At 53.6% G+C, this 13,661-nt stretch carries 17 protein-coding genes; all 17 read right to left on the bottom strand.

Annotated elements, in window-relative coordinates; genetic code table 11:
- Positions 1–262: 262 nt before the first annotated feature.
- The gene (locus tag B5D20_RS09440; protein ID WP_242952061.1) at positions 263–637 is read right to left on the bottom strand and encodes a Fic family protein; all 375 of its coding nucleotides are present in this window, start codon (positions 635–637) and stop codon (positions 263–265) included.
- Between the two features lie 130 nt (positions 638–767).
- A complete protein-coding gene (locus tag B5D20_RS09435; RefSeq protein ID WP_078665990.1) occupies positions 768–2,936 on the bottom strand; it encodes a methyl-accepting chemotaxis protein in 2,169 nt (722 codons plus the stop codon).
- 154 nt (positions 2,937–3,090) lie between these two features.
- Complete coding sequence (gene hisIE, locus B5D20_RS09430; protein WP_078665989.1) at positions 3,091–3,726, bottom strand: bifunctional phosphoribosyl-AMP cyclohydrolase/phosphoribosyl-ATP diphosphatase HisIE; 636 nt, start codon at positions 3,724–3,726, stop codon at positions 3,091–3,093.
- Positions 3,723–4,484, bottom strand: coding sequence for an imidazole glycerol phosphate synthase subunit HisF (gene hisF / locus B5D20_RS09425; protein ID WP_078665988.1), 762 nt, complete (start codon positions 4,482–4,484; stop codon positions 3,723–3,725). Before hisF ends, hisIE begins: the two co-directional genes overlap by 4 nt.
- Entirely contained in the window at positions 4,484–5,209 is a 726-nt protein-coding gene (gene hisA, locus B5D20_RS09420; RefSeq protein WP_078665987.1) for a 1-(5-phosphoribosyl)-5-[(5-phosphoribosylamino)methylideneamino]imidazole-4-carboxamide isomerase, read from the bottom strand. Before hisA ends, hisF begins: the two co-directional genes overlap by 1 nt.
- On the bottom strand, positions 5,187–5,825 hold the full coding sequence (gene hisH, locus B5D20_RS09415) for an imidazole glycerol phosphate synthase subunit HisH (protein WP_078665992.1): 639 nt from the start codon (positions 5,823–5,825) through the stop codon (positions 5,187–5,189). Before hisH ends, hisA begins: the two co-directional genes overlap by 23 nt.
- A 13-nt stretch (positions 5,826–5,838) precedes the next feature.
- Positions 5,839–6,426, bottom strand: coding sequence for an imidazoleglycerol-phosphate dehydratase HisB (gene hisB, locus B5D20_RS09410; RefSeq protein WP_078665986.1), 588 nt, complete (start codon positions 6,424–6,426; stop codon positions 5,839–5,841).
- A complete protein-coding gene (gene hisC, locus B5D20_RS09405) occupies positions 6,423–7,481 on the bottom strand; it encodes a histidinol-phosphate transaminase (protein ID WP_159071769.1) in 1,059 nt (352 codons plus the stop codon). Before hisC ends, hisB begins: the two co-directional genes overlap by 4 nt.
- On the bottom strand, positions 7,478–8,785 hold the full coding sequence (gene hisD / locus B5D20_RS09400) for a histidinol dehydrogenase (RefSeq protein ID WP_078665984.1): 1,308 nt from the start codon (positions 8,783–8,785) through the stop codon (positions 7,478–7,480). The genes hisC and hisD overlap by 4 nt, the downstream gene beginning before the upstream one ends.
- Before the next feature lie 12 nt (positions 8,786–8,797).
- Positions 8,798–9,469: an ATP phosphoribosyltransferase gene (hisG, locus tag B5D20_RS09395; protein ID WP_078665983.1), complete on the bottom strand. Its 672-nt coding sequence runs from the start codon at positions 9,467–9,469 to the stop codon at positions 8,798–8,800.
- A 105-nt stretch (positions 9,470–9,574) separates the two neighbouring features.
- Positions 9,575–10,495: a sensor histidine kinase gene (locus B5D20_RS09390; protein WP_078665982.1), complete on the bottom strand. Its 921-nt coding sequence runs from the start codon at positions 10,493–10,495 to the stop codon at positions 9,575–9,577.
- Between the two features lie 14 nt (positions 10,496–10,509).
- Entirely contained in the window at positions 10,510–10,995 is a 486-nt protein-coding gene (locus tag B5D20_RS09385; protein ID WP_078665981.1) for a hypothetical protein, read from the bottom strand.
- A gap of 53 nt (positions 10,996–11,048) precedes the next feature.
- Complete coding sequence (locus tag B5D20_RS09380) at positions 11,049–11,171, bottom strand: cyclic lactone autoinducer peptide (RefSeq protein ID WP_078665980.1); 123 nt, start codon at positions 11,169–11,171, stop codon at positions 11,049–11,051.
- Between the two features lie 95 nt (positions 11,172–11,266).
- Positions 11,267–11,842, bottom strand: a complete 576-nt coding sequence (locus tag B5D20_RS09375; protein ID WP_078665979.1) for an accessory gene regulator ArgB-like protein — start codon at positions 11,840–11,842, stop codon at positions 11,267–11,269.
- 3 nt (positions 11,843–11,845) lie between these two features.
- Positions 11,846–12,922 carry an ATP phosphoribosyltransferase regulatory subunit gene (hisZ, locus tag B5D20_RS09370; protein ID WP_078665978.1) on the bottom strand — a complete coding sequence of 359 codons (1,077 nt, stop codon included), beginning with the start codon at positions 12,920–12,922 and terminating at the stop codon, positions 11,846–11,848.
- 2 nt (positions 12,923–12,924) lie between these two features.
- Positions 12,925–13,230 (bottom strand): YerC/YecD family TrpR-related protein, encoded by a 306-nt coding sequence (locus B5D20_RS09365; protein WP_078665977.1) that lies wholly within the window; start codon positions 13,228–13,230, stop codon positions 12,925–12,927.
- A 97-nt stretch (positions 13,231–13,327) separates the two neighbouring features.
- Positions 13,328–13,654, bottom strand: coding sequence for a YnfA family protein (locus tag B5D20_RS09360; protein WP_078665976.1), 327 nt, complete (start codon positions 13,652–13,654; stop codon positions 13,328–13,330).
- Positions 13,655–13,661: the final 7 nt, after the last annotated feature.

The following is a 13,661-nucleotide window of genomic DNA, read 5'->3' as shown; positions in this document are numbered from 1 at the left end:
AACAGCATACCATTCGGGGCATGGCCAAAATGAAGCTGCGGTGCGGACTGGCCCTATGTGTTATGCTAGCAATGGCGATAGGGCGAATTCGGGAAAATCAGGCAGAGAAGATGCGGAGCCTGGTAGCTTAAAAAGGAGAAGAAAAGCATCTCTAATATGGGCAAAAAGTTACAGGCCGGATGATTAAGAAGTCATTTTAGGGCTAGTGGGATTAGTGCGCCCTTTTTTAGGATTTAAAAAAAGAGAGATACCATTATCCTTGCTAAAGAACTGAATGATAATGTTTAAAAAAATTATTTATAATATTTTTAGCAATTTTCATTCTGAAAAAGGGTACATCGCAAAAAGCATTAAATGGATGAATACATAGGAAGTCCAAAATGAACGAAGCAGTAAGTACTAAAGGTTCAATTTCTGCTTTCGCTACTTCCAGATTGAATGCCTGACAGAGTTCCTCCATAGCCAAAGGAGTCATGAATGCCGATACAGGTTGAAAACAGGTAAGTTTGCTACCATCTGGCCTGTTTTCTACAATTGAATTATCCGTTGCCTTCCATCTTCCACCCGGGATTGACGAGAATTTATAAAGATCTCGATGAAGTTGTTGAATAACGCCTTTTGATCCTGATGCCTTCAATACTATTAGACGCTTCTGTAGATTGGATCATCGCAACCTGCCTGAGGGCATCTAAAATCTGAGGAGACTGCTGTTTGTATAAAGGCAAGTTTTTAAACAAAAAGAAAAAGGGGCTAACCCCTTTTCGTTTTTATACCCTGAAACGATTAACCATCTGCTGCAGGTTTTGCGCCAGTCCGGAGAGATTTTGGGCCGCAGCTGCTACCTGCTGGGCAATGGCCTTGAGCTCGTGAGTACTGTGACTGACATTCTTGACCGCATTGGCGCTATCATCAGTAGCCCGGGCGATATTTTCAATAGTGAGCAGGACGTTGTCACTGCCAGCAGCCATTTCCTCCGTAGCGGCAGTATTTTCCTCAGTGATAGCAGCGATATTGTCAATTGCCTGCACCACATCCCGGCTTTGCTGCTGCACATTTTGAATGGCAGCAGCAATGGCCTGGAGCTCGTCCCCTGCCTTGCGGGCGATTTCCACGATTTCCTGTAAAGCGGAACCGGCCGCATGGGCTTTGCTAACTCCCTGTTCTACCTGAGTGGTACCCGTTGCCATCGCCGCAACCGCCTGTTCGGTGGCTTTCTGGATAGTCTGGATCAATTGCCGGATTTCCTGGGTGGAACGGCTGGATCGTTCTGCCAGTTTGCGCACTTCATCGGCTACTACCGCAAAGCCTTTGCCATGTTCCCCGGCCCGTGCAGCCTCAATAGCCGCATTAAGAGCCAGCAAGTTAGTCTGTTCAGCAATATCATCGATAACCTGGACAATTTCCCCAATCTGTTTGGAGTGCGCCCCCAGCTGCTTAATATCTTCCGCTGCTGCAAATACTACCCGGCGAATTTCTTCCATACCTTGAACGGTTTCCGCTACTACCTGGCCACCGGCTTCCGCCTTTTCCCGGTTAAGACGAGCCGCCTCCTCCACCAGTTGCATGCGCTCTCCGATTTCAGCAATTCCTGTGGCCATACGGTTAACCATTTCTGCACCTCTGGTTACGTTCACTGCTTGCTCCTGGGCCCCGGCGGCGATTTGGGCAATTGCCTGACTCAACTCCCGCATGGCTGTTTCCGCGGTCTGTACAGAACTGCTCTGCAGTCTGGCGCCTTCTTCCACCACCCGGATGGTTTCATTAATGGCATTCATGATTTCCTCAGTAGTCACCGCAGCCTGCTGAGCACTGGCAGTCAATTCCTGACTGGCGCCATTCACAGCATTGGAAGTATTGAAGACCTCAGTAATAACCTGGCGCATATTTTCCAGCATGGCGTTAAAGCCCTGGGCCAGTAACCCCAGCTCATCGGATCCTTTGCCCTGTACTGCAGCCGTCAGATCTCCTCTGGCGACCTGATCAGCCACAGCCGCCAGATGGCGCACCTGTTTGGCTACCCCATGGGCAAAGATGGTGCCCACCAGCATCGCAACCAGAATTGCGATAACAGTCGTCCAGAGAATAGCTGTATTCAGGTGTTCCAGCTCAACAAAAGCCTCTGCTGTCGGCTCCTGTACAAATATACCCCAACCCAGGCGCTGCAGGGGCTTGTAACCGGCGACTTTTTCTACCCCCTGGAAGGTATAAGTGGTAAAGCCCTCTTCCCCGGCCAGAGCCTTTTTAATGAAAGGCAATTGCTCTCCTAAATTGGTTTGTTTTCTGACCAGTTCCCGGTCCGGGTGGGCAATTACAATCCCCTTTCTGTCCACAATATAGCCATAACCGCTTTTGCCCAGTTTCATCTTGGAAACCATGTCACTGAGGCTGCCCAGATCGATGTCAGCAGCCAGTACCCCGATAGCTTTACCGTTTTTATCTTTGATGGCTTTCGCTACAGTTACAATCGGCAACCCTGTAGAAGCATCATTGTAAACGTCGGTGATTTCGATTTTATCACTCTTGATGGCTTGCTGAAACCAGGGGCGTTGCCGGGCATCATAGTCTGCCGGCAGATTTGTAGTCGGAGTGATACTGGGCAAACCAGGCTGATCCAGGTATCCGGCATAAATAAACATAAACTGGGGATTATTTTTAATCACCTGGGAAAAAATCGCTCGCTGGGCGGCAAAATCCTTGCTCTCCAAAGCCGGCAGAACAGCCAGGGTTTCCACGATTTTCTCCGAAGCCCGGATATGGTTATCGGTCTCCCGGGCCAGGGAATCCACCAGAGCGTTAATCCCCTTGCGCGTCTGGTTTTCAATACCCGCCTGGGCATTTTGCCGGGCATGTACCCCGGCCACTACCAGCGGAATGATAATCAGAGCCGCAAACATAAACAATAATTTAGCACGAAAATTCCAGAACCTGGCCTTCATCTTCTCGCCTCCGCTTATAAGCAATTAAATTTTTGATTACAAATATTCGTCAATTTTTGTCTATTTCCTGCCATCAGATTTAAGTCAGTATATTATAGACAAATCGAAAAGGGTGTCTATCATTTATACACTATTGATAGACACCCTGATAAATTCATCTCCGTTTGGCCAGCTCCCGGTAGACCCGGGCCGGTTCCATGCCCTGTTCCGCCAGCAGTACCCAGAGGTGATAAATCAGGTCAGCAGCTTCCCAGGCCACTTCCTCGGGCTGACGGTTTTTGGCAGCGATAATTACCTCGGCCGCCTCTTCTCCCACTTTTTTCAGGATCTTATCCAGCCCCTGATTGAAAAGTTTGGCAGTATAAGAGCCCTCCGGCCTGGTCTCTTGCCGCTCCTTGATTACTCGCCAGAGTTCCACCAGAATTTCACTGCCCGCCAGGCTTTCTTGCTCTTCTCTCTCCCCAAAACTGAGGCGATTGTGAAAACAGGAATATTCCCCGGTATGACAGGCTACCCCCACCTGTTCCACCTTGATAAGAAGGGCATCGGCATCACAGTCATAAGCGATTTCCCGTACCAGCTGGTAGTGGCCGGAGGTTTCCCCTTTATTCCATAACTGCTGGCGACTGCGACTCCAGAACCAGGTACGCCCTGTGGCCAGGGTCCGTTCCAGAGCCTGCCGGTTCATATAAGCCAGCATCAGCACTTCCCTGGTATGCACATCCTGAACAATAGCCGGCAGCAGGCCATCGGGGCCAAACTGCAAGTCCTGGATTCCCTTTTGTTTCATATCCTCACCTTCACCCCTTGCTGCCGCAGATATTCCTTGACTTCCCTGATAGTATAAGTGCCAAAGTGGAAAATGGAAGCAGCCAGTACAGCGTCAGCTTCACCTTTTGTCACCCCATCCAGAAGGTGTGCTAACGTCCCGGCCCCCCCGGAGGCAATCACCGGTATGCGCACTGTCCGGGCAATGGCCCGGGTCAGCTCCAGGTCATAGCCATCCTTGGTGCCATCGCGGTCCATACTGGTGAGCAAAATTTCGCCTGCCCCCAGACGCTCTACCTCCTGGGCCCAGGCCACTGCATCCAGCCCGGTGGGAGTGCGACCACCATGAATAAAAACTTCCCAGCCATCCCCATGCTGACGACGCCGGGCGTCAATGGCCACTACAATGCACTGGCTGCCAAACTGCTGCGCTCCTTCTGCTACCAGCGCCGGATTTTTGATGGCAGCCGTATTGACCGAAACCTTGTCCGCTCCGGCCAGCAACATCTGGCGCATATCATCAACGGTGCGGATACCTCCCCCGACAGTAAAGGGAATAAACACCTCTTCCGCCGTTCGCCGCACTACCTCCAGCATGGTCTGCCGCCCCTCATGGGAGGCAGATATGTCCAGAAAAACCAGTTCATCGGCCCCGGCCTGGTCATAAAAGCGGGCCAGTTCCACCGGGTCACCGGCATCCCGCAAATTGATAAAATTGGTGCCCTTGACCACCCGTCCCCCATCCACATCCAGGCAGGGAATAATGCGTTTGGCTAACATCAGCCACAAACCTCCAATGCTTCACTGAGGTTGACCGTTCCCGCATAAAGGGCTTTACCCACGATAACTGCTTCAACCCCCAGACTTTCCAGTTCCTTCAGAGCCTGCAGGTCTGCCAGAGTGGCCACCCCACCGGAAGCGATCACCCTCAGTCCACTTTCCCGGGCCAGGGCAGCAATGCTGTCCAGATTAGGACCTTTCAGAGTGCCGTCCCGCCGCACATCGGTAAAGACCACCCGTTTGACCCCGATCTCCACCATCTCCCGGGCCAGTTGACCGACCGTTTTTTCCACCGTTGCTTCCCAGCCTTCAATGGCAACCAGGCCATCTTTGGCATCTATTCCCACCACAATGGCCTCCTCCCCAAAGCGCTGGATGGCTTCCCGCACCAGGGCAGGCTGGTTAATGGCCACCGTACCCAGGATCACCCGATTCACTCCCAGGTTCAGCAACTCCTCGATGGTCTCCAGGCTGCGAATACCACCACCCAGCTGAACAGGGATTTTCACTTCCCTGACAATGGCTTCAATACAGGTCCGGTTATAGGGTTTGCCGGTAAAAGCTCCATCCAGATCGACCAGATGCAGCATTCTAGCCCCCAGCTCCTGCCAGCCCAGAGCAACTGCCACGGGATCATGGGAATAGATGGTCTCATTTTCCACCTTTCCCTCCACTAGCCTGACACACTTGCCTTCCCGCAAATCAATGGCCGGAATAATCAGCACCGTAAATCAACTCCCCGAAATTTTTTAGTATCCGCAATCCATCCCGGCTGCTCTTTTCCGGATGGAATTGTACCCCCCATAATCCGGGAGCTGCCACCGCCGCCGCAAAAGGACGACCATACTCAGACCAGGCAGCTACCGTTTCTGCCTGTGCTGCTTCCACATAATAGGAATGGACAAAATAACAATAGGTCCCTGTCGCCAGCCCCTGAAACAGCTGTTGCCCCCAGGGGTTAGCGGTAAACTCCAGCTGATTCCAGCCCATATGGGGCACCTTCAGTTCTCCCCGAAAACGCACCACCCGTCCGGGCAACAAACCCAGTCCCGGCTGTTCGGGGCTTTCTTCACTGCTTTCAAACAGAAGCTGCATACCCAGGCAGATCCCTAAAAGCGGCTTGCCCATGGCAACCAGTTCCTTTAAGGGCTCCACCCAGCCACCCCCGCTGAGCCTTTCCATGCCATAGCCAAAGTGGCCAACCCCGGGTAAAATCAGGGCCCTGACGGCCACCATCTCTCCCGGTTCAGCCAGAATTATCGTTTCCAATCCGGCAGCCTGACAAGCCCGCACCACACTGCGCAAATTGCCGGCACCGTAATCGATTATACCGACGGTCATTTTCCTACCCCCATCATAATACACCCTTGCTGGACAAAACCCCCGGAATGCGGGGATTTACCATAGTCGCCTGACCCAGAGCCCTCCCCAGAGCCTTGAAACAGGCCTCGGCCAGGTGGTGGCAATTGTGCCCCGCCAGACCGCGCACATGCAGGTTCAAGCCCCCGTGGTTAACCAGGGCCCGGCAGAATTCCTCCACCAGTTCCAGGTCAAAATTGCCTACCTGGGCCCGGGGAAAGGTCAGGTCGAAATTGAGGTAAGGCCGGCCACTCAAGTCCACTACTACCTGGACCAGGGCATCATCCAGCGGCACTGTCGCCTCCCCAAAGCGGTTAATTCCCGCTTTATCCCCCAGTGCGCGTACCAGGGCCTGTCCCAGGGTGATGCCCACATCTTCCACAGTATGATGGGCATCAATCTGCAAGTCCCCACTGGCTTCCACTGTCAGCCCGAAGAGCCCATGCTGTCCGATCTGGGTCAGAAGATGATCGAAAAACCCGACCCCGGTCTCGATCCGGGGCGGACGTATCTGGTCCAGTTCCAGTACCACCTTCACCCGGGTTTCCCTGGTTGTCCTCTCCACCGCTATGGTTCGGTTCATTTTGCCAGCACCTCTTTTACATTCGCCATCAGCAGGCGGTTTTCCTCCATTGTACCCACAGTAATTCGCAGACAATTAGTCAAACGGGGATGGCCCAGAAAACGCACCAGTATCCCCCGTTCAGCCAAAGCAGCAGCTACTGCTTGCGCTGGCCGGTCAAATTCCACCAGCAGGAAATTGGCGGCACTGGGCCAAACTTTTTTCACCCCCGCTATCTCTGCCAGCTCCCGGCTCAGTTCCTCTTTATCCTTTAAGATAGTCTCTATTTGCTGGACAAACAGCTCCCGGTGGCGTAATGCCGTCAATGCTGCCAGCTGGCTAAAGGCATTGAGATTATAGGGCTGGCGCACTTTATGCAGTTCCCTGATTAGCTCCCGGTTACCCAGGGCATAGCCCACCCTCAGTCCCGCCAGGCCAAAGGCTTTGGAAAAGGTACGGAGAATCAGGAGCTGGGGGTAACGGGGCAGCAAATCCACTACCGTTTGCCCGCAGAATTCGTAGTAGGCCTCATCCACTACCACCAGGGCCTCGGTCCTTTCCAGCACCTGAATGATCTCATCTCTTCCCACCAGGTTGCCGGTAGGGTTATTAGGGGTACAGATAAAGACTGCCCCGGTAGCTGGCTGCTGTGCCTGTTCCAGTAAAGGCGCCAGTTCCAGGTTGAATTCCTCATCCAGCGGCACTTCAACCGGGGTACCACCAGTAGCCAGAGTATTGATGGCATACATGGCAAAACTGGGTCCACCATAAACCGCCTGGCGCCCGGGTCCAACATAAGCCTGGCAGACCAGATGCAGGATTTCATCCGAGCCATTGCCCAGCAGAATCTGGTCAGCTTCTACCCCACAGTAGGCCGCCAGCTCAACCCGCAGCTGACTGGCAGTAGCGTCAGGATAGCGCTGAAACAGACCGGTCGACAAAGTCGCCAGCATTTCGGCCAGCACCGGTGCCGGAAACGGATGGGGGTTTTCATTGGCATCCAGTTTCACCCGCCAGGGTAATTCGTGGGGATCATAAGGTTTAAGGGCCTGTAGCCAGGCGCGCGCCTCAATCACTGCTCTCCCTCCTCTGTCAGGTCTTCCAGGCGTACCGCTACTGCCCTGGCATGGGCGGTCAATCCTTCTGTATTAGCCAGTTTGACAATGGCCTCTCCTTCTGCTTTCAAACCCCGGGCGGTATAGGAAAGGAGGCTGGTTTTCTTCATAAATGTCTCCACATTAAGGGCGGAATAGAAACGGGCGGTACCACCAGTCGGCAGCACATGGTTGGGCCCGGCCAGATAGTCCCCTACCGGTTCCGGTGTATAGGGTCCGAGAAAAATGGCACCGGCATGCTGAATAAGGCCCAGCCATTGCCAGGGGTCCTGCACTTGCAATTCCAGGTGTTCAGGAGCATAGCGGTTAGCCAGTGCTACCGCTTCCTCCAGATCAGCAGTGATAATTGCCCCACCGTAAGACACCAGACTTTTAGCCGCTATTTCCCGTCTCTCCAGGGCCTGCAGCTGTTTTTCCACTTCCCCAGCTACCGCTTCTGCCAGCTCCCGGCTGGGGGTGAGCAACACTGAGGAAGCCAGCACATCATGTTCAGCCTGGGATAGAAGGTCAGCTGCCAGATAACGAGGATTGGCAGTCTCATCAGCGATAATCAGGATTTCACTGGGCCCGGCCAGCATGTCGATATTGACCCGGCCATAGACTTCCTTCTTGGCCAGGGTAACATAGATATTGCCCGGACCGGTAATCAGGTCCACCTTCCGGATGGTTTCGGTGCCAAAGGCCAGGGCAGCGATAGCCTGCGCTCCCCCGATTTTATAGATTTCCGTCACTCCTGCCTCCCGGGCCGCCACCAGGGTATAGGGACTCAAACGTCCATCCCGCCTGGGTGGAGCCACCATAACAATCTCCTTTACCCCTGCTACCCGGGCAGGAATGGCATTCATTAGCACTGAGGAGGGATAATCGGCAGTCCCCCCCGGGACATAAATTCCTACCCGCTCCAGGGGCCTTACCAGCTGGCCCAGCACATTCCCCTTTTGGTCTGGTTCTGCCCAGGATTTGGGCAGCTGTTTCTGGTGAAAGGCACTAATATTATCCCGGGCCAGGCGCAGGGCCGCCAGAAACTCCTCATCCACCCGGGTATAAGCCTCAGCTACCTCTGCCTCGGATACGCGCATGGTGGCTGCTGTTAGCTCTACCCCGTCAAAGCGGGCCGTGTAGGCCAGTACCGCCTCATCTCCTCGACATTTGACTTCCGCCAGGATCTCCCTGACTGCCTGTTCATAACAGGCCAGATCGCCATATTCCTTCATTAACAGCCGTTCTGCCTCTACCGAACCGGCTTGCAAAATCCTGAACACCATCTTCGTCCCTCCTCAACAATCACTGTGCCGCTGGCTGGTATGGAATTTCAGCTTTTCCAGTAACGGCCCGATCCGCCTATCCTTGATGCGCAGATTGACCCGGTTGGCAATCAGGCGAGCGGTAACCGGAAAAATCTCCTCCACTTCCGCCAGATTGTTTTCCCGCAAAGTACGACCGGTAGAAACCAGATCCACAATCAAGTCCGCCAGCCCCACCAGGGGAGCCAGCTCGATATTGCCATGCAGCTTGATAATTTCCATCTGCAAACCTTTGCTCTGGAAAAACTGTTCCGCCACCCGGGGAAACTTGGTGGCTACCCGGGCTGCCGCCCATTGCGACCAATCGGTTATGGGAGTGAGCGCCTTAGGAGCCGCTACCACAAAACGGCAAAAACCGAATTTCAAATCCAGCAACTCATAAACATCCTTGCCCTGTTCGGCAATGGTATCTTTCCCCACTATCCCCAGATCCGCTGCTCCGTATTCCACAAAGGTAGGAATATCCGTGGGCCGGCAAATGAGGTAATTAACTTCCTGTTCCGCATCAGTAAAAAAGAGCTTGCGGCTGTCCCCCAGCAACTGGTCTGTATTTAAGCCACAGCGGCCCAGCAACTCCACCGCCTCCGCAAACAAAGCCCCCTTGGGCAGGGCAACGGTTAAGAAATCGTTATTTTTACTGAACATAGCCCTTCTCCTCTTTAGTTAGTTAAAGTGATGATTTACTAATATACTATCATGGTAATGGAGAAAAAGTCAATAAAAAAATAAGCGCCGGATTTGCATCAGGCGCTAGAGCCATAAGCCCGGTCCAGCCCAAATGGTAACCGCCAGATTCCCGTCCCGGCGGGGCAACCAGACAGTAAAAGTGGTTCCCTCCGCTTCGGTGCTGACCAGGTTGATTTTTCCGCGATTCTTCTGAACCAGAGTGGCTACTATATCCAGTCCCAGACCATTGCCTTCAGCCCCTTTGGTAGTGAAACCCCGCTCAAAGATTAGTCTTTGCAGTTTGACGGGGATAGGGGGCCCCCAGTTATGTACCGCCAGGCGAAAGCCTTCTTCCAGTTCCTCGATGCTTACAGTAACTATCCGGTCCCGGGGCAACAAATCCTTGACAGCATAAATGGCATTATCCAGCAGATTGCCCAGGATGCGGGCCAGATCCAGACCGCTGATTTCCGCCTGACCCAGATTGGAGCGGATATTGAACTGTAACCGTATCCCTTTTTCCTCGGCCAGTGCCTTCTTCTTCCACAACAGGGCTTCTACCTCCGGCTGACTGACCAGCCGGTTTTTATTGGCCCCGATCAACTGGGCAGTGATTTCCGCCAGGTATTCGTATGCATCCTGAGGCTTGCCCAGTTGAATCAAGCCCCCGATGACCTGGAGGTGATTGAGGAAATCGTGACGATAAGCACTTAAAGTAGCATTAAACTCTTTGGCCTCTTCCAGTTGCAGAGCCTGCAGCCTAGCTTCTTCTTCCACATCAGCCATACGGATGATTTCCCTGACCATGAATACCCCCAAAATAGCGCAAAAGACCCCCAGGAGTCCGATGGTGATGAGCAAGCTATCACTTCTCAGCACCGAACTCCAGCGAGTCTCGTATCGCCAAAATAGCTGTAAAGTTACCAGCAATAAGAAAAGCCAACCTTGCAAGAGGATATTAGCGATTAAAAAAGCCACTTTGCGGCTGATTTGTCTGGAAGGCATTTCTCCCCATCCTTTTATCCACGAATCCTGCGCTGGTACAGGTCGAACCAGACTATCCGTCGGCGTCCGGTCCACCAGGCAGCCAGATAAACAGGAATCATTTGTAACTGACCAACTAAAATCATTAAACGCCAGTCATTTAAAGCTTTTTGTAAAAAATTTTGTTGATTTAAGATTTTTACAACCAGTATTCCGGTAAAAATGTCAATAACTATCATGGTTAGATAGCTTAATATTGCCACAACCAGGCTAAACCAGATACGCCTCCAAACAATGCTGCCCCCTAAAGCCATCAAGGCCAAAGAAACAGGAATATGCAAACCATAAGGAAGGCCCGCCTGTTTAACCAGGGCAGCAACAACACCATCTGCCAGCGCCAGCACCAGGCCCAACCCCAGTACCTGTAGCAATGTTCCCCGCTTGCCCAGCAAGGTAGTAAACAATAACAAATAGGCTGCCATGGCCGGCCACCAGGATAGTAACAAAACCTGTAACTGCATTTTCTCCCTCTTCTTGTTTATTTTTAAAATAGCGACAGCCCAAGAAACCCGCCCTATTTCCTCAATTTTTTCGGCACTTCGGGTTCATAGACAAACAGACTACTGGTTATATCCACATTAGCCTGTGCCAGCAACAAGAGCACATTAACCAACCCGCTCAAGATCCGCTTCAACATGGGTCCATCGCCTCCTCGAAACAGGGGCCGGGCTGTCGCTATTTATACTCTCTAGATGCATTTTCGACAAAATATAGCAAAAATCCTGCTGGTATCTAAAAATATTTGCCCAGCCAGTGATAAACAGGAGGCACTACCGTTAACCCCTGCCAGAACAGACCTAAAGCCATCCCTGCTGTCAACCAGGCCGGTACTGCCAGCAACCAGAACAAGAAGATGATAATCGCCCAGAAGGTCAGGGTAATCAAAGCCCGTCGACGCAGTTTATCCGCCTGTTGCCGGCTGCTCAGCGGCTTATTGGGGGCCGGCGCCGGAGCATAACGCCAGGTAATTAGGGCAGCCAGTATTACCAGCACAGGCACAACCGGCTCCAACCAGTAGGAGGCCGTCCGGGTTAGCCAGGCCAGCAGAGCCATTACGGTAGTTCCTACCATAACGCAGCGCCAGGGGGCAGTGGCATGGCCACCTCCGGCCCACATGCGCAGGGTAACTGCAGGCAGGGTTACTGCCATGGTTTCCCACCCGGTGTCCAGCAGCCAGGCCAGCAGGGCCAGGCCCAGAATATTACCGAGGGTAGTGGTAAGGATGGTCAAGGAGTAAAGGAGTACTTCCTCGTCCTCTGCCGATAGGCCCTGACTGGTGGCCAACCAGGCTGCCATTTTCTTGAGCATAGTTTATCCCTCCACTATCACTATCTCCCCTGCTGCCCGGCGCCTTCTGGCCTCAGCCAGCACTTCTGTCCAGTTCTTTTCCCTCCGCTGTAACCGTACCTCGGTATCCATCCCCTGTCTATTTACTCCCTGCCGTTCCAGAGCCAGGAGCAGCCGTTCATAGCCTATGGCAAAGCCAGTAGCAGGTAACGGCTGCCCGAAGCGGGCCAGCAGCCCATCATAACGGCCGCCTCCGCAAAGGGAGAAGCCCAGGCCGGGGGCAAAGCCTTCAAAAATTACACCGGTATAATAATCCAGCCCTCTGAGCAGGCTGAAGTCCAGGACAATCCGTTCCGCCAGGCCATAAGCCTCCAGGTAGTCCATGGTTTCCCCCAGCTCGGCCAGAGCCTGAGCCGCTTCCGGTCCCCTGGTCAGTTGCTCTGCCCGCACCAGCATCTCCCGGCCTCCCCGCAGGGTCAGCAGTTCCGCTCCCCGACCCAGCAGCTGTTCCGCCCGCACCAGGTCTTTTCTGGACACAGCGGCTTTCACTTCCCTCTCCTGTTCAGGAGTCAGGCCCTGTTCAGCCATCAGACCCTGCAGTAATCCCATGTGTCCCAGATGCAGTTGAAATTCCTTTAAGCCGGCGGCCAGCAGGCTTTCAGCAGCCAGGGCCACTACTTCCCCATCAGCCCAGCCTCCCGGCAAGCCGATCAACTCCACCCCGGCCTGGCCGTACTCCCGCCAGCGCCCTACCTGCGGTTCTACCTGGGTAAAAACCTGGCCACTGTAAAAAAGGCGCAGGGGCAAGGGCCACTGGGCCAGGCGACTGGCCGTCAGCCGGGCAATTGGAGTGGTCCAGTCCGGCCGCAGGGCCAGAATATCGCCATTGCGGTCAATTAACTTAATGACTTCCCTGCCCTCATCATTTAGGCCCAGGCTGATGCTATCCCAGTATTCCAGGGTGGGAGTGGCCACCTCCCGATAACCCCAGAGGGCAAAAGTCCGGGTCATAACCTCCTCCAGCTGCCTGCGGCTGGCTCTTTCCCCCGGCAACCAGTCTCGCACTCCTGCCGGTATGCGCCAGAATTTTTCTTTCTCCATCTCTATTCCCCTTTCTCCTCGGCCAGACGGCGCAAAATCAGCTTATAACCATCAGCACCGTAATAGAGGGCCCGTTTGACCCGGCTGATAGTGGCACTGCTGGCCCCGGTCTGTTCCGCAATTTCCCCGTAAGTGGCATTGGCTTCCAGCAATCTGGCCACCTCCAGGCGCTGGGCCAGGGCCTGGATTTCCGCCACCGTACAGATATCCTCAAAAAACCGATAGCACTCCTCCCGGTTTTGCAATAACAAAATGGCGTCAAACAGCCGGTCAACCAGTGGATGTTCCAGTTTGGACCGATAGTTCATGGTCCCCCTCCTTCACTGCCTGTTCACCTGCCATTATACGCCATTCTCATCGCTTCTGCAATATATTAGTGTTTTAATTAGTTAAAGACAAGGGGGATTAACCCCGGGGTGCATAGAGGATAATACCAGCTCCTAGCAATGCTATGGCCGCACCCAGCCCATCCCAGAAATCGGGCTGTCTGCCATCAATCCCCCAGCCCCAGAGCAGCGAAAGGGCGATAAATACACCACCGTAAGCGGCGTAAACCCGCCCGAAGGAAGGAAACTCCTGCAGGGTGGGGAGAATACCGTAGAGAATGAGGATAGTCGCCCCGGCGATTCCATAGAACCAGCCCTTTTGCTCCCGCAAGGCCAGCCAGACCAGATAGCCGCCCCCGATTTCCGCCAGACCGGCCAGAATAAACAGCATTGCTGCTTTAAACATCCCTTCA

Origin of the sequence: Carboxydocella sporoproducens DSM 16521, from assembly GCF_900167165.1 — a bacterium.
Classification (GTDB): domain Bacteria; phylum Bacillota.
The sequence above is the reverse complement of the archived record's forward strand: the minus strand, read 5'-3'. Positions and strand labels throughout refer to the sequence as shown.

What these genes read in the sequence shown, in the direction of transcription:
- B5D20_RS09435 (WP_078665990.1), bottom strand. Translation starts at nt 2,936, where the DNA reads ATGAAGGCCAGGTTCTGGAATTTTCGTGCTAAATTATTGTTTATGTTT.
- hisIE (WP_078665989.1), bottom strand. Translation starts at nt 3,726, where the DNA reads ATGAAACAAAAGGGAATCCAGGACTTGCAGTTTGGCCCCGATGGCCTG.
- hisF (WP_078665988.1), bottom strand. Translation starts at nt 4,484, where the DNA reads ATGTTAGCCAAACGCATTATTCCCTGCCTGGATGTGGATGGGGGACGG.
- hisH (WP_078665992.1), bottom strand. Translation starts at nt 5,825, where the DNA reads ATGACCGTCGGTATAATCGATTACGGTGCCGGCAATTTGCGCAGTGTG.
- hisB (WP_078665986.1), bottom strand. Translation starts at nt 6,426, where the DNA reads ATGAACCGAACCATAGCGGTGGAGAGGACAACCAGGGAAACCCGGGTG.
- hisD (WP_078665984.1), bottom strand. Translation starts at nt 8,785, where the DNA reads ATGGTGTTCAGGATTTTGCAAGCCGGTTCGGTAGAGGCAGAACGGCTG.
- hisG (WP_078665983.1), bottom strand. Translation starts at nt 9,469, where the DNA reads ATGTTCAGTAAAAATAACGATTTCTTAACCGTTGCCCTGCCCAAGGGG.
- B5D20_RS09390 (WP_078665982.1), bottom strand. Translation starts at nt 10,495, where the DNA reads ATGCCTTCCAGACAAATCAGCCGCAAAGTGGCTTTTTTAATCGCTAAT.
- B5D20_RS09385 (WP_078665981.1), bottom strand. Translation starts at nt 10,995, where the DNA reads ATGCAGTTACAGGTTTTGTTACTATCCTGGTGGCCGGCCATGGCAGCC.
- B5D20_RS09380 (WP_078665980.1), bottom strand. Translation starts at nt 11,171, where the DNA reads ATGTTGAAGCGGATCTTGAGCGGGTTGGTTAATGTGCTCTTGTTGCTG.
- B5D20_RS09375 (WP_078665979.1), bottom strand. Translation starts at nt 11,842, where the DNA reads ATGCTCAAGAAAATGGCAGCCTGGTTGGCCACCAGTCAGGGCCTATCG.
- hisZ (WP_078665978.1), bottom strand. Translation starts at nt 12,922, where the DNA reads ATGGAGAAAGAAAAATTCTGGCGCATACCGGCAGGAGTGCGAGACTGG.
- B5D20_RS09365 (WP_078665977.1), bottom strand. Translation starts at nt 13,230, where the DNA reads ATGAACTATCGGTCCAAACTGGAACATCCACTGGTTGACCGGCTGTTT.
- B5D20_RS09360 (WP_078665976.1), bottom strand. Translation starts at nt 13,654, where the DNA reads ATGTTTAAAGCAGCAATGCTGTTTATTCTGGCCGGTCTGGCGGAAATC.